The 18,392-nt window shown below is 58.3% G+C and carries 16 protein-coding genes; all 16 read right to left on the bottom strand.

What is annotated here, in order from left to right; genetic code table 11:
• Positions 1 to 28 precede the first annotated feature (28 nt).
• On the bottom strand, positions 29 to 1,414 hold the full coding sequence (locus tag DCO47_RS08370) for a glycosyltransferase family 1 protein (protein ID WP_083352246.1): 1,386 nt from the start codon (positions 1,412 to 1,414) through the stop codon (positions 29 to 31).
• Complete coding sequence (locus DCO47_RS08365; RefSeq protein WP_065616864.1) at positions 1,411 to 2,634, bottom strand: hypothetical protein; 1,224 nt, start codon at positions 2,632 to 2,634, stop codon at positions 1,411 to 1,413. The genes DCO47_RS08370 and DCO47_RS08365 overlap by 4 nt, the downstream gene beginning before the upstream one ends.
• Positions 2,635 to 2,734: 100 nt before the next feature.
• The gene (locus DCO47_RS08360; protein ID WP_116657890.1) at positions 2,735 to 4,099 is read right to left on the bottom strand and encodes a phosphomannomutase; all 1,365 of its coding nucleotides are present in this window, start codon (positions 4,097 to 4,099) and stop codon (positions 2,735 to 2,737) included.
• 148 nt (positions 4,100 to 4,247) lie between these two features.
• The gene (locus DCO47_RS08355; RefSeq protein WP_065616862.1) at positions 4,248 to 5,690 is read right to left on the bottom strand and encodes a mannose-1-phosphate guanylyltransferase/mannose-6-phosphate isomerase; all 1,443 of its coding nucleotides are present in this window, start codon (positions 5,688 to 5,690) and stop codon (positions 4,248 to 4,250) included.
• Positions 5,691 to 5,942: 252 nt separating this feature from the next.
• Positions 5,943 to 6,833 (bottom strand): glucose-1-phosphate thymidylyltransferase RfbA, encoded by an 891-nt coding sequence (gene rfbA / locus DCO47_RS08350; RefSeq protein ID WP_064361506.1) that lies wholly within the window; start codon positions 6,831 to 6,833, stop codon positions 5,943 to 5,945.
• On the bottom strand, positions 6,830 to 7,723 hold the full coding sequence (gene rfbD / locus DCO47_RS08345) for a dTDP-4-dehydrorhamnose reductase (protein WP_083352244.1): 894 nt from the start codon (positions 7,721 to 7,723) through the stop codon (positions 6,830 to 6,832). Before rfbD ends, rfbA begins: the two co-directional genes overlap by 4 nt.
• Positions 7,720 to 8,796, bottom strand: coding sequence for a dTDP-glucose 4,6-dehydratase (gene rfbB, locus DCO47_RS08340; protein ID WP_042607936.1), 1,077 nt, complete (start codon positions 8,794 to 8,796; stop codon positions 7,720 to 7,722). Before rfbB ends, rfbD begins: the two co-directional genes overlap by 4 nt.
• A gap of 222 nt (positions 8,797 to 9,018) precedes the next feature.
• Entirely contained in the window at positions 9,019 to 9,258 is a 240-nt protein-coding gene (locus DCO47_RS08335) for a LapA family protein (protein ID WP_042607937.1), read from the bottom strand.
• A gap of 30 nt (positions 9,259 to 9,288) precedes the next feature.
• Entirely contained in the window at positions 9,289 to 9,585 is a 297-nt protein-coding gene (ihfB, locus tag DCO47_RS08330) for an integration host factor subunit beta (RefSeq protein WP_007950920.1), read from the bottom strand.
• A 153-nt stretch (positions 9,586 to 9,738) separates the two neighbouring features.
• Positions 9,739 to 10,017: a hypothetical protein gene (locus DCO47_RS08325; protein WP_064361504.1), complete on the bottom strand. Its 279-nt coding sequence runs from the start codon at positions 10,015 to 10,017 to the stop codon at positions 9,739 to 9,741.
• A 193-nt stretch (positions 10,018 to 10,210) separates the two neighbouring features.
• Complete coding sequence (rpsA, locus tag DCO47_RS08320) at positions 10,211 to 11,896, bottom strand: 30S ribosomal protein S1 (protein ID WP_016770920.1); 1,686 nt, start codon at positions 11,894 to 11,896, stop codon at positions 10,211 to 10,213.
• 119 nt (positions 11,897 to 12,015) lie between these two features.
• A complete protein-coding gene (gene cmk / locus DCO47_RS08315; protein WP_024013869.1) occupies positions 12,016 to 12,705 on the bottom strand; it encodes a (d)CMP kinase in 690 nt (229 codons plus the stop codon).
• Positions 12,702 to 14,909 (bottom strand): bifunctional prephenate dehydrogenase/3-phosphoshikimate 1-carboxyvinyltransferase, encoded by a 2,208-nt coding sequence (locus DCO47_RS08310; protein ID WP_042607971.1) that lies wholly within the window; start codon positions 14,907 to 14,909, stop codon positions 12,702 to 12,704. The genes cmk and DCO47_RS08310 overlap by 4 nt, the downstream gene beginning before the upstream one ends.
• A 28-nt stretch (positions 14,910 to 14,937) precedes the next feature.
• On the bottom strand, positions 14,938 to 16,050 hold the full coding sequence (gene hisC / locus DCO47_RS08305) for a histidinol-phosphate transaminase (protein WP_116657889.1): 1,113 nt from the start codon (positions 16,048 to 16,050) through the stop codon (positions 14,938 to 14,940).
• A gap of 13 nt (positions 16,051 to 16,063) precedes the next feature.
• On the bottom strand, positions 16,064 to 17,158 hold the full coding sequence (gene pheA / locus DCO47_RS08300; RefSeq protein ID WP_016770924.1) for a prephenate dehydratase: 1,095 nt from the start codon (positions 17,156 to 17,158) through the stop codon (positions 16,064 to 16,066).
• The gene (gene serC, locus DCO47_RS08295; protein WP_064361501.1) at positions 17,158 to 18,243 is read right to left on the bottom strand and encodes a 3-phosphoserine/phosphohydroxythreonine transaminase; all 1,086 of its coding nucleotides are present in this window, start codon (positions 18,241 to 18,243) and stop codon (positions 17,158 to 17,160) included. Before serC ends, pheA begins: the two co-directional genes overlap by 1 nt.
• Between the last annotated feature and the right edge of the window lie 149 nt (positions 18,244 to 18,392).

The raw sequence follows: 18,392 nt of genomic DNA, 5'->3' as shown, positions 1-18,392 counted from the left end.
GCCCCTGATCCACCGCATGCTGTAATCGTTACTTCAGGCTATCGAAAACAAACTGCGCCGTCTCTTTCCAGGCAACGGGTTTGTAATCACGTTTGATCGCCGCTTCCTTGGCCGCCAGCGCCAGCGGATCGAAAGCATATTTGTGCAGTTCAGCGACCCACGCCGACACATCCCACGGCTCCAGGTAGTCCAGCAGCTGCCCGCCTACTTCCGGAATCGAAGCCGCATTGGAGGCCAGGCAATACTTGCCGGCAGCCAGACTTTCGGCAACAGGCAACCCCCAGCCTTCATACAAGGAAGGGAACGCGGTCATCATGCAGTTGCGATACAGATGCATGAGGTCAGAGTCCGAAACGTTGTTGAGAATCCGTATGTAATCCCGGGTTCTCGGGTCAAGCGAGATGTCCGATAACAAGTCACCCACGCCCCAACCGGGCATTCCGACGAAGACCAGTTTAGGCAGATCCTCAACACCGCTATCGATCAGGCGCGTGTAGGCGCGATATAGCACTTCGTGATTCTTGCGGCGCTCGATCGTGGAAACGAACAGCACGAAACGCTCTTTCAACAATGTTTCGACGTCAGGGCTGACGGTGTCGCTCAACTCGTGGGATAGCTGGCAGCCCAACTTGACCACCGCCGTTTCAGGAATCGGCGCACCCAATTCATCGAGCAACGCGATCAGATCCTTGCGCGTGCATTCGGAAATGCACAGGATCTTGTCCGCGCACCAGGCGACGTCAGCAAAGTAATTGGCAAACTTGGCCGCAACATCACCCACGCACAAGTGTGGCAGCCTCACCGGAATCACGTCGTAACAGAAGAGAATGACGCGCAAACCGACCTGCTTCTTCAACTCATAGAGATGCGCAAGGTCTTTATTGTCCCAGTCCAGCCCCACCGATATGTAGCTGTCGCCTTTGGCAAAGGGATGGCCGCCACTGTGCACTTTGCGTGACGAAGGATTGAATACATGGCTGCGCTGGGCCGGTTTGAAAAAAGCCCGTGCGGCCGAGATCAAATGGCGGACGCCGATCACCGCTTCAACGATGGAGGTACGGCGCAGCTGGAAAAACTGATAGATACGCCCGCTCAACTTTGGAGGCAGGCGGTTCAGCACCTTGGTCGCCTTTTCTTTCAGGCGCGCCTCTATCGAACGTTTATGGGTAGCGCCCGCAACTGTCCGGCCTGGCGCTGCCGCGTGAGCCCCGGAAATTCTCTTCAGGGTCGCTGCCACGTCGGCCGCATCGATCGCGCTGTATCCGGTAGCATGACTGAAGAAGCAGAACTTCACCTCTTCCCCCGCCGCGATCAGTTCGAGCGCATGGGCCGCAGCCTCGGCCTCGGTACGAATAATGCCTACGGCAGGCCGACGCCAGCCAAGAATGGTTGTTACATCAAACCAAGTGGTCATGCTTGCGCCTTCTGAACGATTACGTCTGCCGCTGTACGCGGAATTGATTCCAGACTCCGAGCCCACGTCAATGGCTCGCGCGATGCTCTGTCCGGGCCGTCACCACTGATCGTCGCAGGCCCGGTGAGACGCGCGCGGATTGCCGCATGAAACTCGTGTGGCGTACGCGCAACACTGAGCTCGGGAAGCAGAAGATGCTGTTCAAAACCACGAAATGCCGCTTCGGTACCGATGACGTACTTGCCAGAGTAAATGGCTTCCGCGGTTTTGATATTCGAGCCGCCACCGTGGGGGATCGGTAACAGAAATGCGTGCGCAAGTGTCTTGACGGCGTCCAGATCTTCGTCCGGCAGCATGTACAGCAGTTGCAGGCGCGAAAGGTTCAGTTGTCCCCAGCGACTGTCGCGAAGTGTGGTTTCGAGGTGCTCACATACACTGCCGACCACCACCAGTTTGCTGTCCGGAGGAATGCACGCCAGAGAACTGCCGAGGCATTCATTGAAACCCTTGAAGTTGGGCGGATGGGCACTGGCAACATAGAGAATCCAGGGCGACTGCGGCAGCCGCTCCTTCCAACTGGCGAGCAACTCCGCCCTGGCCGACCACGGCGCGATACCGTTGGACGCCAGCAGCGGTCTTTTCGCGCCCCAGGCCTTGAGAATATCGAAATCGGCCTGGGTTACCGCCACGGCAATATCTGCTTCCAGCGTTGCCTTGCGCTCGAGCGTCTCGATGTCGGCGATCACCGATTCGGCGCCCTTGATGCCGTAGCTGTCGAGGATCTCCTGCTTCAGCGGAGCCTCGATGTTCTGCGAGCCGTAAATGAGGCAGGCATTGGCGTATTGCGGCATCTGGCGGATCTTCAGCACCAGCGGCCATAGCCATGGCTGCTCGACATGAATGACGTCGATCACTGGCGGCAGTTTCTTGAGAATTTCAGCGAACCCGCCCTGCTCCGACGCTGCGAATTCCCCGGACAGCAAATCGTTGATCAACGGCACGTACGTGCCCTTGTATTTCCTGAAGTCGCTGCCAGCCGGAAAGCTGACATCGTTGGCACCCAGGGTAGATGGCGGATAACCTTCCGGCTCATAGACAGCCAGATGAGTCACATCCCAACCATTTTCGCGAAAGGTCTTGGCGATGTTGGCGACCCGGACCTGTCCGCCGTGGCGGGGACTGGCAATCGGGTACGTGCTTAGCAATAAAACCGTTTTCAAAATGGCAACCTATAGAAATGATATTTCGCAACCCGCGCCCGCATCGCTGTGCTTCGGTCACCAAAGCACCGGCGCCGCTGAATACCAGACGGGCGAAGCTTCAAGCCCCTTTGATCAACAACTCGATCTCTTTCAGACGCGCCCACATCAACGCCTGATCGCCACGGGTCTCGACGTTGAGGCGCAACAGCGGCTCGGTGTTGGAGCCGCGCAGGTTGAAGCGCCAGTCGGCAAACGACACGCTGATGCCGTCAGTCCTGTCGAGCGCGGGATTGAGCGGCAGGAAATGCTCCAGGACTTGGTGCAGCATCGCCGGCACATCTTCAACGCGATAATTGATCTCGCCGGTGCATGGATAAGCGGCAATACGCTCATCGACCAGTTGCGCCAGGCTCTTGCCAGTGCTGGACATCAGGGCCGTGACCAACAACCACGGGATCATCCCGCTGTCACAATAGGCGAAATCACGGAAATAGTGGTGGGCGCTCATTTCGCCGCCATAAATGGCGTCCTCGATACGCATGCGCTCTTTGATAAAGGCATGTCCGGTCTTGCACAGCACCGGTACACCGCCCGCTTGCTCGACCTGCTCGATGGTGTTCCAGGTCAGCCGCGGGTCATGAATGATCTTGCTGCCCGGGTGTTGCTTGAGCAACATTTCCGCCAACAGACCGACCAGGTAATAACCTTCGATAAACCGGCCGGTTTCGTCGAAAAAGAAACAACGGTCAAAATCCCCATCCCACGCCAGCCCCACATCGCAGCCATTTTCAAGCAATGCCTGGCGCGTCAGCTCGCGATTTTCCGGCAGCAGGGGATTGGGCACGCCATTGGGGAAGTGACCGTCCGGCTCGGCATTGATCAGCGTCCATTCGAATGGCAACTTGCCCATCAACTCCTGCAGGACCGGCCCGGCAGCACCGTTGCCAGGGTCTGCCAGGATCTTCAGCGGCTTGAGGTCCGCCACGTCGATGTAGGTCAGCAGGTGGTCGATGTAACGGCTTTTATCGAACGCCTCACGCACGTTACCGACGGCATCCGCCAACGCGCCAAGGTCACCACTCTCTACCCGATCACGGATGGCGTTCAGCCCGGTGTCACCGCTGATGGGCCGTGACTGCGACTTGACCAGTTTCATCCCGTTATAGCCTTTGGGGTTGTGACTCGCCGTGATCATTACGCCACCGTCGGCATTGAAGGCACTGGTGGCGAAATAGACTTCTTCAGTTCCGCAAAGTCCGATATCGATGACATCGGCACCTGCCTCTCTCAGACCACGGCACATCGCCTCGGCCAGCATCGGACTTTCCAGTCGCATGTCCCGCCCCAGCACGATGCTTCTGGCTTGCAACTCGACGACCATGGCCCGGCCGATCCGGTAAGCAACATCCTCGTTCAGATCGACCGGTACTTCACCACGGATGTCATAAGCCTTGAAGCAGCGGGTCTTGATAGGGGTATGCATTTCGATCTCTTGCCTGGGAATCCGAGACAGCCGCCGGTAAATGCCGCAGCTGTGAATCATCGATAGGGAGTGAAGTCGCGTGAAGCCACATGCAAATAAGCCCGACCGGTAAAAAATCGCCGATCAGGCTTATGGCTGCAACCCGCTGTTATTTATCTACGCGGCCGTAGTTGTCTTCGAAGCGGACGATATCGTCTTCACCCAGATAATCGCCGCTCTGCACCTCGATCAGCACCAGGTCAATGACGCCCGGGTTCATGAGGCGATGCTGGTGACCGGCACGGATGAACGTCGACTCGTTGGTGTTGAGCATCAGTTCCTGCTGGTCGTTGACCACGACCGCCATCCCGCTGACGACGATCCAGTGTTCACTGCGGTGATGATGCATCTGCAGCGACAGCGACGCCTTGGGCTTTACGACAATTCGCTTGATCTTGAAGCGTTCGCCATTTTCCAGGGTCGTGTAGGTCCCCCATGGACGGTGGACCGTACGGTGCAGCAAATGCACGGTGTGGCTGCACGCCTTGAGCTGATTGACGATGTGTTTCACGTCTTGAGCGTGATCCTTATGAGCAATCATCACCGCATCAGGCGTGTCGATGACCAACAGGTCTTCCACACCGACCAGCGCGGTCAGACGCCCTTCGCTGTTCACATAATTATTGCGCGAGCCATGGGACAGCACTTCGCCTTCAAAGCGGTTGCCGTTTTCATCCGGCGCAGTCAGTTCGCTCACCGCGTTCCATGAGCCGATGTCACTCCAGCCGATGTCACACGGAATGGTTGCGACTTTCTGGGAACGCTCCATCAATGCATAGTCGATGGAAATATCCGGCACCTGCGCAAAGCTTTCGCTGTCCAGCGCCAGGCAACGATATTTGTTGGAGGAAGTCAGGCGAGACACCTCGATGGTCTTTGCAACCGCCTCGACAACGTCGGGGGCGTGCAGCCGAAGCTCTTCCAGGACGGTGCCTACACGGAAACAGAACATGCCCGAGTTCCAGAAATAGTTGCCGGCACTGACGTAGTTCTGTGCAGTCTGCAGATCAGGCTTCTCGACAAACCGGGCGACCTTCAGCCCGCCTTTGAGCGGCGCCTCTTTCTGCGCCTCGATGTAACCGAAACCGGTTTCCGGATAGGTCGGCTGAATGCCAAACGTAACCAGCCAGCCTTCACTGGCCAGCGCCACGGCATTGGACACGGCCGCGGCAAAGGCTTTTTCGTCCTGGATCAAATGATCGGCGGCGAGCACCAGCATGTGTGCATCGGGACCATGGGTGGTCTCCAGTTGCAGAGCCGCCGCCGCCACTGCCGCTGCAGTATTTCGCCCAAAGGGTTCGAGGATGAAGCCTTGCGCGTGCCTGGCCGTGTTGACGACGCCGTATTCATCTTCAGTCTTGAACAGCAACTCACGATTGGTCACGGTGAGGACTTCCACCACACCGTCCAGCCGTGAGGCGCGCAGGAACGTCTTCTGGATCAGATTCTGACCATCCGGCAACTCCATGAAGGGCTTGGGATGGGCTTCTCGGGACACAGGCCACAACCGGCTGCCCACTCCGCCAGACAAAATTACGGGAATCAGTTCCATGCTCAAAGTCCTTAACCCTCTCTCCCGCCAATGATTGTCAGGAAAGCAGTCTCAATTATGTTTGCAATCGAACTGCACCAAACCCAGTGCAGAATCCTTGCCCCGCCTCTCGATCTCAAGACAACGGGACTGATGACACATGCGCCCTCGCGAGCGCGGAATACGTTGCGTAATTGCCTGCCATTCTACAGCGCCAATCGCAATTGATACCTCGACAGAATGCAACAAACAACGCTCGATAAACCGTGCCCGTCAACGTGCTGGCTGATCGAGCAGCTTCTGCAGATATTGCCCGTAGCCGGTTTTCTTCAGGCGCAGCGCCTGAGCTTCGACTTGCTCTGCGCTGATCCAGCCGTTGTGGTAGGCGATTTCTTCAAGGCAAGCGACTTTGAGCCCCTGACGGTGTTCGATAGTGTGGACGAAATGCCCGGCTTCCAGCAGCGAATCATGCGTACCGGTATCCAGCCAGGCAAAGCCGCGCCCCAACATTTCGACGTTCAGGGTTTTCTGTTCCAGATACGCGCGATTGATGTCGGTGATTTCCAGCTCGCCCCGCTCCGAGGGTTTGATGTTCTTGGCGATTTCGACGACCTGGTTATCGTAGAAGTACAACCCGGTCACGGCGTAGTTGGATTTCGGCTTCAGTGGCTTTTCTTCGATGCTCAGCGCGCAGCCATTGGCATCGAATTCCACCACTCCGAAACGCTCCGGGTCGGACACGTGATAGCCGAACACTGTCGCGCCTGAGGCCTGAGCGTTGGCAGAGCGCAGGTTTTCAGTGAAGTACTGACCGTAAAAGATATTGTCGCCGAGAATCAGGCAGCAAGGGTCGCTACCGATAAACGACTCGCCGATGATGAACGCCTGCGCAAGGCCGTCCGGGCTCGGCTGCTCGGCATAACTCAACTCGATGCCATACAGACTGCCGTCACCCAGGAGCTTGCGGAAATTGGGCAAGTCTTCAGGCGTCGAAATGATCAGGATTTCTCGTATGCCCGCGAGCATGAGCACCGACAACGGATAGAAAATCATCGGCTTGTCGTAGATAGGCAACAGCTGCTTGGACACCCCCAGCGTGACCGGATGCAAACGTGTCCCGGAGCCACCTGCCAGAATGATGCCTTTACGATTGGTCTTGATCATTTATTCAGAATTTCCCTGAGCATTCGGGTTACACCACTTTGCCAATCCGGCAAGTGTAGAGAAAAAGTAGCGCGCAGCTTTTGAGTATTCAGTCGCGAGTTCAGCGGTCGGTGTGCGGGCGTCGGATACGAAGTGGTTTCGACCGGCTCGATAGCCTTCACCGCGAGTAATTCACCATTGGCTTTAGCGAAAGCGATCACCTCGCTTGCGTAGCCATGCCAGGACACTTCACCAGCGGCTGCCAAGTGGTACAACCCCGCCAGCTCGGGCTGTTGCAGGGCCTGGCGAAGCGCCTGAGCCGTTACGTCGGCAATCAGATCTGCACCGGTAGGCGCACCAATCTGATCCGCGACCACGCTCAACGTTTCGCGATCACTGGCCAAGCGCAGCATCGTCTTCGCGAAGTTGTTACCGCGAGCGCCATAAACCCAGCTGGTACGGAAGATCAGGTGCTTGCAGCCCGATGCAGTGATTGCCCGCTCGCCGGCGAGTTTGCTGGAGCCATAGTGGTTCACCGGCGCAACGGCATCGGTTTCCCGCCACGCAGCAGTGCCCTGGCCATTGAAAACGTAATCGGTTGAGTAATGAACCAGCCAGGCACCGGAGGCGGCGGCTTCTTCAGCCATAACACCCGCTGCAATGCCGTTTACACGGTCAGCCAACTCGGTTTCCGATTCGGCTTTATCAACGGCAGTGTAAGCAGCAGCATTAACGATAACGTCGGGCTGCACCTGCCGAATCGTCGCGCGAAGAGCCTCGGGATTCGACAGATCGCCATTCAATCCATCGGCCTGATGGCGATCAAGTGCAATCAACTCTCCAAGCGGAGCCAGAGAGCGTTGCAGCTCCCAGCCCACCTGACCGCTCTTGCCCAGCAACAGAATTTTCATGCGTTGTTCGAGCGATCCGTGTAGTTCTGATCGATCCACTGCTGATAGCTGCCGCTCTTCACGTGCTCAACCCAATCAGCGTTGTTCAAATACCACTCAACCGTCTTGCGGATTCCGGTCTCGAAGGTCTCTTCAGGCGCCCAACCCAATTCCCGCTGGATCTTGCTGGCATCGATTGCATAACGCTGATCATGCCCCGGGCGATCCTGCACATAGGTAATCAGGCTGGCATGGGGACGATGGGCCGAATCAGGCCGCAACTCATCGAGCAACGAACACAGGGTATGCACCACGTCGATGTTCTGTTTTTCGTTGTGTCCACCGATGTTGTAGGTCTCACCGATGACGCCTTCGGTGACGACTTTGTACAACGCACGAGCATGATCTTCGACATACAACCAATCGCGAACCTGATCGCCTTTGCCGTACACCGGCAGTGGCTTGCCTTCAAGTGCGTTGAGAATGATCAGCGGGATCAGCTTCTCAGGGAAGTGACATGGGCCATAGTTGTTCGAGCAGTTGGTCACCAGCGTAGGCAAGCCATAAGTGCGTGCCCAGGCACGAACCAGATGATCGGAGCTGGCCTTGCTCGCCGAGTAGGGTGAGCTTGGTTGATAAGGCGTGGTTTCGGTGAAGAGGTCTTCCGGACCTTCGAGGTCTCCGTAAACTTCGTCAGTCGAAATGTGGTGGAAGCGGAAGCGCGCTTTACGCGCATCGTCCAGCGCGGCCCAGTAGTGGCGCGCGGCCTCGAGCAGCGTGTAGGTACCGATGATATTGGTCTGGATGAAGTCGGACGGGCCCGATATCGAGCGATCGACGTGGGACTCTGCGGCCAGGTGCATGATTGCATCCGGTTGATGCTCACGCAGAACGCGGTCGATCTGCTCACGATCACAGATATCGACTCGCTCGAACGCATAACGCGAATTCTGGCTGACTTCGGCCAAGGACTCCAGATTGCCGGCGTACGTGAGTTTATCGACGTTAACGACTGCATCGGAAGTGTTGGAGATGATGTGACGGATGACTGCCGAGCCAATGAAGCCGGCACCGCCGGTAACTAGAATTTTCACGCGAAGCGATACCCTTGAGCTGCGGACAGCGCTGCCAGCGAGCGCGGTCTAATCCATGAATGCAGAAGCCACTATCAGTCGGCATCCGTCAGAGTCAGTCTGAATCGACATGCAGAAGGCACGATCGAACAAGGGACGCATTTTACAGCTTAATGATGGTTTTACTAATGGATAAAGGCAGGCCGAGGCGCAATTTCGACAGATGCCTTGCGCCTGCCGTTTTCAGACCATTCGCTTGCGTGCGGCTCTGGACGAACGCCCCAGAAACCAGCCCAATACCGGGCCGATCAGCATGCCAATCAGCAGCGCCAACACTGCAACCACCGAGACCGGCAACTGCGGGCCGGAAAAACCCAGAAACAAAAGCGCAACCGATTGCTGGTTCTCCAGTACAAACGCCAGAACAACCAGAACCATCAACAGAAGAAATACGCCAAGCAGTATGCGTTTCAGATTACGCATTCACACGCCCTCGAATTTGAATAGCGAAGATCAAGCTCCCTCCTCCTCTTCCTCGTTCACGCGGTCACGCAACTCCTTGCCTGGCTTGAAATGCGGAACGAATTTGCCGTCCAGGCTGACAGACTGGCCGGTCTTTGGGTTACGGCCGACGCGGGGCGCGCGGTAGTGCAGGGAGAAGCTGCCGAATCCACGGATCTCGATGCGATCACCGGTGGCAAGGCACTGAGACATTTGTTCAAGCATGGTCTTGATAGCCAGCTCAACATCCTTGGATGAGAGTAGCCCTTGATGGGTGACAATTCGTTCGATCAACTCCGACTTCGTCATATTTTTCCCTTCTTTTTCAAGCAGCTAGATCAGCGCTTGAAAGGTTTTAGCATGCCCCGAAGAATTTGAACAGCCCAGGGATTGACATATCTTCCCCCGCGTTAAAACGCCCATTTTCAGGGCATCGAACCCGCGAGCCGGAACGCTGCGCACCTAGCGACACATCACCAGCATGGTCCGGGTGACAAAGCCTGCGGGATTGAAGCCGAACGGATAGTCGTCTTCATCTTTCGCATCATCAGAGCGGGTGATGACCTTGTAGCCTTTGCCCTTGCACTCTTTAGCCGCACGCTTCTGGCACTTCTCCCAGCTGGAACCGAGCCCCGAACAGTCGACTTCGATACCGCTGACACCACGTACTGCATGGGTCTTCGCACTGGTGGCACAACCTGCCAGCGCCATTACCATTGCAACAACAAGTAACTTGTTCATCCACTTCCTTATGCCAGGCAAGCCCGACGACTACACGCTCAAGACCAAGCTTAGTCGCGAATAGGCGATTGATCCGATTAAAGAAACAGACCCACAGGCGGACGCAATGGTTTCATGCACGGGCGTACAAAGAGCAAATCGCAGACACAAAAAAGGGCGACCGAAGTCGCCCTTTTTCATGATCAAGCAGAACTTAGTTCTGTTTGGCCATTGCTTGACGCAGCAGTGCCGCCATAGTGGTGTCAGCTGCTTCACCTTCCGGAGCTGCTTTCAGGCTCTGGATGGCTTCTTTCTCTTCAGCATCGTCTTTCGACTTGATCGAGAGCTGGATTACGCGGCTCTTGCGATCAACGCTGATGATCTTGGCTTCAACTTCCTGGCCCTCTTTCAGAACGTTGCGCGCGTCTTCAACGCGGTCACGGCTGATTTCGGAGGCTTTCAGGGTAGCTTCGATGTCGTCGGCCAGAACGATGATGGCGCCTTTGGCGTCAACTTCTTTCACGGTACCAGTCACGATAGCGCCCTTGTCGTTAACCGAGACGTACTCGGAGAACGGATCGCTTTCCAGTTGCTTGATGCCCAGGGAGATGCGCTCGCGCTCCGGGTCAACCGACAGGATGACAGTGTCCAGCTCGTCGCCCTTCTTGAAACGACGTACGGCTTCTTCGCCCACTTCGTTCCAGGAGATGTCGGACAGGTGAACCAGACCGTCGATGCCGCCGTCCAGACCAATGAAGATACCGAAATCGGTGATCGACTTGATGGTGCCGGAGATCTTGTCGCCCTTGTTGAACTGGCCAGAGAAGTCTTCCCATGGGTTCGACTTGCACTGCTTGATGCCCAGGGAGATACGACGACGCTCTTCGTCGATGTCCAGAACCATGACTTCCACTTCGTCGCCGACTTGTACGACTTTCGAAGGGTGGATGTTCTTGTTGGTCCAGTCCATTTCCGAAACGTGTACCAGGCCTTCAACGCCTTCTTCCAGCTCAGCGAAGCAGCCGTAGTCGGTCAGGTTGGTTACACGAGCGGTTACGCGAGTGCCTTCTGGGTAACGGGCTTTGATAGCAACCCATGGATCTTCGCCCAGTTGCTTCAGGCCCAGGGAAACACGGTTGCGTTCGCGATCGTATTTCAGAACCTTGACGTCGATTTCGTCACCAACGTTGACGATCTCGGAAGGATGCTTGATGCGCTTCCAGGCCATGTCGGTGATGTGCAGCAGGCCGTCCACGCCACCCAGATCGACGAATGCGCCGTAATCGGTGAGGTTTTTGACGATACCTTTGACTTGCTGGCCTTCCTGCAGGGATTCCAGCAGAGCTTCACGCTCGGCGGAGTTCTCGGCTTCGAGGACGCTGCGACGGGAAACGACAACGTTGTTGCGCTTCTGGTCCAGCTTGATGACCTTGAATTCCAGCTCTTTGCCTTCCAGGTGCGTGGTGTCGCGCACAGGACGGACGTCAACCAGGGAACCTGGCAGGAACGCACGGATGCCGTTAACGTCGACAGTGAAGCCGCCTTTAACCTTACCGTTGATAACGCCCTTGACCACTTCCTCGGCTGCGAAGGCTGCTTCCAGAACGATCCAGCATTCAGCGCGCTTGGCTTTTTCACGGGACAGCTTGGTTTCGCCAAAGCCGTCTTCAACCGAATCCAGAGCAACGTGAACTTCATCACCAACGTTGATGTTCAGTTCGCCAGCATCGTTGTAGAACTGCTCAAGCGGGATGAGTGCTTCAGACTTCAGACCAGCGTGAACGGTTACCCAGCGAGCCTGGTAATCGATATCAACGATAACACCGGTGATGATGGAGCCTGCCTGAAGGTTCAGGGTTTTCAGGCTTTCTTCAAAGAGTTCCGCAAAGCTTTCGCTCATTTTAATTCCTGTAGATGAGGGCGAAGTAAACGCCCATCTCCACACCCCAGACGGTGTGGGTTAGTTTCATTTAAAAGAAGCACCGCAGGACTATGACTGGTCCCCTGCGGCCCTCTTGGTCACCCGGCGATATCGCGAATGGCGATCTCGCTCATGATGCGTTCAAGCACCTGATCGATGGAAAGCTCCGTGGAATCCAGCTGAATCGCGTCGGCCGCCGGCTTGAGCGGGGCTACTGCGCGCTGGGTGTCACGCTCATCGCGTGCACGGATCTCATCTAGCAGACTCGACAGACTAACACCCTCGACTTTGCCCTTCAACTGCAAATATCGACGGCGCGCCCGCTCCTCGGCACTGGCGGTCAGGAAAATCTTCAGCGGTGCATCCGGAAAAACCACCGTACCCATGTCGCGACCGTCAGCCACCAGGCCTGGCGCTTCCTGGAATGCGCGCTGGCGCTGCAGCAGCGCCTCGCGCACGGCGGGCAGCGCAGCCACTTGCGAGGCACCGGAACCGACACTTTCAGTGCGAATGACATCGCTGACTTCATCGCCTTCCAGAATGATCCGCTGTAACTGACCTTCGGTCGCGGCGATGAACTGCACATCCAGATGAGCGGCCAATGTCTTCAACAGCTCTTCGTTGGTCAGGTCGACGCCATGATTGTGCGCAGCGAACGCGAGCAAACGATAAAGCGCACCGGAATCCAGCAGGTTCCAGCCCAGACGCTTGGCCAGAATCCCGGCGACCGTGCCTTTGCCGGAGCCGCTTGGCCCATCGATGGTGATGACCGGTGCAATGTTTTTCACGACTGAGCCTCTTGTGCCACACGAATGCCGACTTGCCCGCACAGCGCGAGGAAGTTGGGGAACGAGGTCGCGACGTTGGCGCAATCGTGGATGCGGATCGGTGCGGTAGCGCGCAACGAGGCAACGCTGAAAGCCATGGCAATACGATGATCGCCGTGACCGTGCACTTCACCGCCGCCGATCGGGCCGCCGTCGATGATGATGCCATCCGGGGTCGGTTCGCACTTGACGCCCAGCGCCAGCAAACCGTCCGCCATGACCTGGATCCGGTCGGATTCCTTGACCCGCAGCTCTTCGGCGCCGGTCAGCACGGTCCGCCCTTCGGCGCATGCAGCAGCGACGAACAGTACCGGGAATTCGTCGATCGCCAGCGGCACCAGTTCTTCCGGAATCTCGATACCTTTGAGTCTAGCTGCCCGCACGCGCAAGTCAGCCACTGGCTCACCGCCGACTTCGCGCTGGTTTTCCAGAGTGATATCAGCGCCCATCAAACGCAGGATGTCGATCACGCCAGTACGGGTCGGGTTGATACCGACGTGCTCCAGCACCAGTTCGGAACCCTCGGCGATCGAGGCCGCGACGAGGAAGAACGCCGATGACGAGATATCGCCCGGCACTTCGATGTGAGTTGCAGTGAGCTTGCCGCCGGACTCGACCGAAGCCGTGGCACCGTCGACGCTGACCGGGTAGCCGAAGCCACGCAGCATGCGCTCGGTGTGGTCACGGGTCGGTGCTGGCTCGGTGACGGTGGTCTTGCCTTCGGCGTACAGGCCGGCAAGCAGCAGGCAGGATTTCACCTGAGCGCTGGCCATCGGCATGGTGTAGGTCAGGCCTTTGAGCTTGTGGCCACCGCGAATGGTCATTGGCGGACGACCTTCAGCGGCGGTTTCGATCACGGCGCCCATTTCCCGCAGAGGATTGGCCACACGATTCATCGGACGCTTGGACAGCGACGCGTCGCCGGTCAGGGTGCTGTCGAAGTCCTGCGCCGCCAGCAGGCCGGAGAGCAGACGCATCGAGGTGCCGGAGTTGCCCAGATAGATCGGGCCCGGCGCCGGTTTCAGGCCGTGCAGGCCGACACCGTGAATGGTCACGCGGCCGTGGTGCGGGCCTTCGATGACCACGCCCATGTCGCGAAACGCCTGCAAGGTCGCCAGGGCGTCTTCGCCCTCGAGGAAGCCTTCGACTTCGGTGACGCCTTCGGCCAGCGAGCCGAGCATGATCGAACGGTGGGAAATCGATTTGTCACCCGGTACGCGAATCCGACCGGACAGGCGGCCACCAGGTTGAGCCAGGAAGATCAGATCGTTGGAATTCATAGCGTCCACATAGGCCCTGCGGGCCAGGATTTTACTGAAATGCTCGCGGGCAACCCGGGCGCGCGTGAAAACGCCCAACAATTGGTGCCCATCCCCTGCATCGACCGCGTCGCGCAAGGCGTCGAGGTCGCTGCGAAATGTATCGAGTGTGCGCAGGACAGCCTCGCGGTTGGCGAGGAAGATGTCGTGCCACATCACCGGGTCGCTTCCGGCGATTCTTGTGAAATCGCGAAAACCACCGGCAGCGTAACGGAAGATCTCCAGATTTTCATTGCGCTTGGCCAACGAATCGACCAGACCAAAGGCCAGCAGGTGCGGCAGATGACTGGTCGCGGCAAGCACTTCGTCGTGACGCTCGACCTGCATGTGCTCGACATCGGCGCCCAGCTCGCGCCACAGGCGATCGACCAGCGCCAGCGCGGCAGGATCGGTCTGCTCAAGCGGCGTCAGGATCACCTTGTGCCGACGGAACAGCTCGGCATTCGAGGCTTCCACCCCGCTCTGCTCGGAACCGGCAATCGGGTGGCCCGGCACGAACCGCGCCGGCATGCCGCCGAACGCTTCGGTCGCCGCGCGCACCACATTGCCCTTGGCGCTCCCGACATCCGTGAGGATCGCCTGCCCCAGATCCATTACAGCCAGACGTGCGAGCAGTTTTTCCATCGCCAGAATCGGCACCGCCAGCTGAATCACATCAGCGCCGACGCAGGCTGCCGCCAAGTCGTCTTCACAGCGATCGACGACCCCCAACTCGACCGCGAGCTTGCGCGATTGCGGATCCAGATCGACGCCGACCACTTCACGGCACAGGCCGCTTTCACGCAAGCCTTTGGCAAACGAACCACCGATCAATCCCAGACCGACCACCACAAGGCGACCGATCATAGGTGCAGCAGGTTGCAGCGCAGTGACATCAACCACGAGCCAGAACCTTGCGCAGCGCCTCGAGGAAACGGCTGTTTTCCGCTGGCAGACCAATGGTCACCCGCAGGTGATTCGGCATGCCGTAATTGGCCACCGGACGCACGATCACGCCTTCGCGCAGCAAGCCCTGGAAAACCGGCGCCGCGACCTGGCCGAGATCGACGCAAATGAAGTTGCCTTTGGACTCGATCCAGCCCAGATCCAGCTCACGGAAACCAGCCTGCAACTGCTGCATGCCCGCTTCGTTGAGCTGACGGCTCTGCGCCAGATACTCATCGTCCTTCAATGCTGCACAAGCTGCGGCGAGGGCGAGGCTGTTGACGTTGAACGGCTGGCGAACGCGGTTCAGCACATCTGCCACCACAGGCGTCGACAAGCCATAACCGACGCGCAGCGCTGCCAGGCCATAGGCTTTGGAGAACGTGCGCGACACCAGCAGGTTTGGATAAGCCGCGAGAAAGTCGAGGCCGTCCGGCAAGTCGCTGCCTTCGGCGTATTCGATGTAAGCCTCGTCGAGCACCACCAGCACGTGCTCGGGAACGTCCTGCAGGAACTCGTCCAGCGCTTCTGCGCCGAACCAGGTGCCGGTCGGGTTGTTCGGATTGGCAATGAACACCACGCGGGTGCTGGCATCGATAGCCGCAAGCATCGCTGGCAGATCATGCCCCCAATCCTTGGCCGGCACGACTTTGGCTTGTGCGCCGACCGCTTGGGTCGCAATCGGATATACGGCGAAAGCGTGCTCGCTGAACACCGCATTCAGGCCCGGTGCCAGATAGGCACGGGCAACCAGCTCAAGAATATCGTTAGAGCCATTGCCCAGGGTGACCTGATTCAGCTCGACGCGGCACTGCTCGGCGAGCAGCGATTTCAGGGCGAAACCGTTGCCGTCCGGGTAACGAGTCAGCTCGGCCAGCTCTTCGCGAATCGCCGCCAAGGCTTTCGGGCTGGCGCCCAGCGGGTTTTCATTGCTCGCCAGTTTGACGATTTTTGCCGGATCCAGATCCAGCTCGCGCGCCAGTTCGTCCACAGGCTTGCCCGGAACGTAAGGCGAAAGTTGTTGCACGCCCGGCTGTGCCAGAGCGAGGAAGTTGCCACTCATTTGCTACCACCCCTTAGAGAACTGCTTTCGGGTAGGAACCCAGCACTTTGAGTGCTACTGCTTCCTGACTGATCTTTTCCAGCACACCTTTGATCAACGGATCACGGTGGTGGCCGACGAAGTCGATGAAGAACACGTAGGTCCATTTGCCGCTGCGCGACGGACGGGTTTCGATGCGGGTCAGGTCGATGCCATTGTCATGGAACGGCACCAGCAGCTCATGGAGCGCGCCGGGCTTGTTGCTCATCGACACAATGATCGAGGTCTTGTCGTCGCCGGTCGGCGGCACTTCCTGATTACCGATCATCAAAAAGCGCGTGGAGTTGTCCGGACGGTCTTCGATCTTCTCGGCCAGGCGCGTCAGGCCGTACAGCCCCGCTGCCATGTCGCCGGCGATCGCCGCGGAATTCCACTCACCCTTGACCCGCTTGGCCGCTTCGGCGTTGCTCGACACCGCGACGCGCTCGACATTCGGGTAATGCGCGTCCAGCCACTTGCGGCACTGGGCCAGCGACTGCGCATGGGAATAGATGCGGCTGATGCTGTCGGTCTTGGTGTTTTCGCCGACCAGCAGATGATGGTGGATGCGCAGCTCGACTTCGCCGCAGATCACCATGTCGTGCTCGAGGAAGCTGTCCAGCGTGTGGTTGACCGCGCCCTCGGTGGAGTTTTCCACTGGCACCACGCCGAAATTCACCGCACCGGCGGCGACTTCACGGAACACTTCGTCGATCGCCGCCATTGGCTTGCTGATCACTGCGTGACCGAAGTGCTTCATCGCCGCCGCTTGGGTGAAAGTGCCCTCAGGACCCAGATACGCCACTTTCAGCGGCTGCTCCAGCGCCAGGCACGAGGACATGATTTCGCGGAACAGCCGCGCCATCTCTTCGTTGCCCAGCGGCCCCTGATTGCGCTCCATCACGCGCTTGAGCACCTGAGCTTCGCGCTCGGGACGATAGAACACCGGCACTTCGCCTTCGGCCAGCGAGGCCATCTTCACGCGGGCGACTTCCTGGGCGCAACGCGCACGCTCACTGATCAGCTCGAGGACTTTGGTGTCCAGAGCGTCGATGCGAACGCGCAGTGCCTTGAGTTCTTGCTCGGACATCAGCCGTGTTCCTTCTCGAATTCCGCCATGTAGGCCACCAGCGCGTTGACCGCAGTGATGTCGACAGCGTTGTAGATGGAGGCGCGCATGCCGCCCACCGAGCGGTGGCCCTTGAGGTTGAGCAGACCGCGCTCGTCGGCACCGGCGAGGAACGGCTTGTCCAGACGATCATCAGCCAGACGGAACGGCACGTTCATCCACGAGCGATCCGATTTGTTGATCGGGTTGCTGTAGAGGCCGCTGGCATCGATGAAGTCGTACAGAGTGCGTTGCTTGACGTCATTGAGCCTGGCGATCGCTTCGACGCCGCCCTGCTCTTTCAGCCACTGGAACACCAGACCGGACAGGTACCAGGCCAGGGTCGGCGGGGTGTTGTACATCGAGCCGTTGTCGGCCGCGACCTTGTAGTCGAGCATGGTCGGGCACAGCGAGCGGGCCTTGCCGAGCAGGTCTTCGCGGATGATGTTGACGAGGATGCCGCTCGGGCCGATGTTCTTCTGTGCGCCGGCGTAGATCATGCCGAAACGCGAGATGTCGACCGGACGCGAGAGAATGTCCGAGGACATGTCGGCCACCAGCGGCACGTCACCGGTTTGCGGGATCCACTGGAATTCCAGACCACCGATGGTTTCGTTCGGCGCGTAGTGAACGTACGCGGCGTCTTTCGACAGATTCCACTCGTTCTGGCCGGGAATGGCGAAATAGTCGTAAGGCTTGGCGGTGGCGGCAACGTTGACGTGACCGTAGCGCGAGGCTTCTTCGATGGCTTTCTGCGACCAGATACCGGTGTCGATGTAGTCGGCCGAACCACCTTCGGGCAGCAGGTTCAGCGGGATCTGTGCGAACTGCTGGCTGGCGCCGCCCTGCAGGAACAGCACTTTGTAGTTCGACGGGATATTCAGCAGGTCACGCAGATCCTGCTCGGCCTGGGTGGCAATGGACACGAACTCATCGCTGCGATGGCTCATTTCCATGACCGACAGACCCTTGCCGTGCCAATCAAGGAGTTCACCCTGGGCGCGCTGCAGGACAGCTTCAGGCAGCGCCGCAGGACCGGCGCAGAAGTTATAGGCTCGCTTGCTCACATCCAATCTCGCTCTGATTTGATATCACGCATTAAATCGTATCGACCGTCGACACTGGAACGGCGATAAACCGCTTTCCAGTGTAGGAGTGAGCCTGCTCGCGATAGCGGTGTGTCAGATAAACATTCGCTGACTGAAACACCGCTATC

Source organism: Pseudomonas sp. NDM (assembly GCF_003105095.1).
In the GTDB taxonomy this organism is placed as follows: Bacteria; Pseudomonadota; Gammaproteobacteria; order Pseudomonadales; family Pseudomonadaceae; genus Aquipseudomonas; species Aquipseudomonas moraviensis_A.
The sequence above is the reverse complement of the archived record's forward strand: the minus strand, read 5'-3'. Positions and strand labels throughout refer to the sequence as shown.

Bases quoted from the DNA above. Each gene is read 5' to 3' on its own strand.
- DCO47_RS08370 (WP_083352246.1), bottom strand. From the start codon at position 1,414: ATGACCACTTGGTTTGATGTAACAACCATTCTTGGCTGGCGTCGGCCT.
- hisC (WP_116657889.1), bottom strand. From the start codon at position 16,050: ATGAGTGGCAACTTCCTCGCTCTGGCACAGCCGGGCGTGCAACAACTT.
- pheA (WP_016770924.1), bottom strand. From the start codon at position 17,158: ATGTCCGAGCAAGAACTCAAGGCACTGCGCGTTCGCATCGACGCTCTG.
- rpsA (WP_016770920.1), bottom strand. From the start codon at position 11,896: ATGAGCGAAAGCTTTGCGGAACTCTTTGAAGAAAGCCTGAAAACCCTG.
- DCO47_RS08325 (WP_064361504.1), bottom strand. From the start codon at position 10,017: ATGAACAAGTTACTTGTTGTTGCAATGGTAATGGCGCTGGCAGGTTGT.
- rfbD (WP_083352244.1), bottom strand. From the start codon at position 7,723: ATGAAAATTCTGTTGCTGGGCAAGAGCGGTCAGGTGGGCTGGGAGCTG.
- DCO47_RS08360 (WP_116657890.1), bottom strand. From the start codon at position 4,099: ATGCATACCCCTATCAAGACCCGCTGCTTCAAGGCTTATGACATCCGT.
- rfbA (WP_064361506.1), bottom strand. From the start codon at position 6,833: ATGATCAAGACCAATCGTAAAGGCATCATTCTGGCAGGTGGCTCCGGG.
- ihfB (WP_007950920.1), bottom strand. From the start codon at position 9,585: ATGACGAAGTCGGAGTTGATCGAACGAATTGTCACCCATCAAGGGCTA.
- DCO47_RS08355 (WP_065616862.1), bottom strand. From the start codon at position 5,690: ATGGAACTGATTCCCGTAATTTTGTCTGGCGGAGTGGGCAGCCGGTTG.
- DCO47_RS08335 (WP_042607937.1), bottom strand. From the start codon at position 9,258: ATGCGTAATCTGAAACGCATACTGCTTGGCGTATTTCTTCTGTTGATG.
- DCO47_RS08310 (WP_042607971.1), bottom strand. From the start codon at position 14,909: ATGATCGGTCGCCTTGTGGTGGTCGGTCTGGGATTGATCGGTGGTTCG.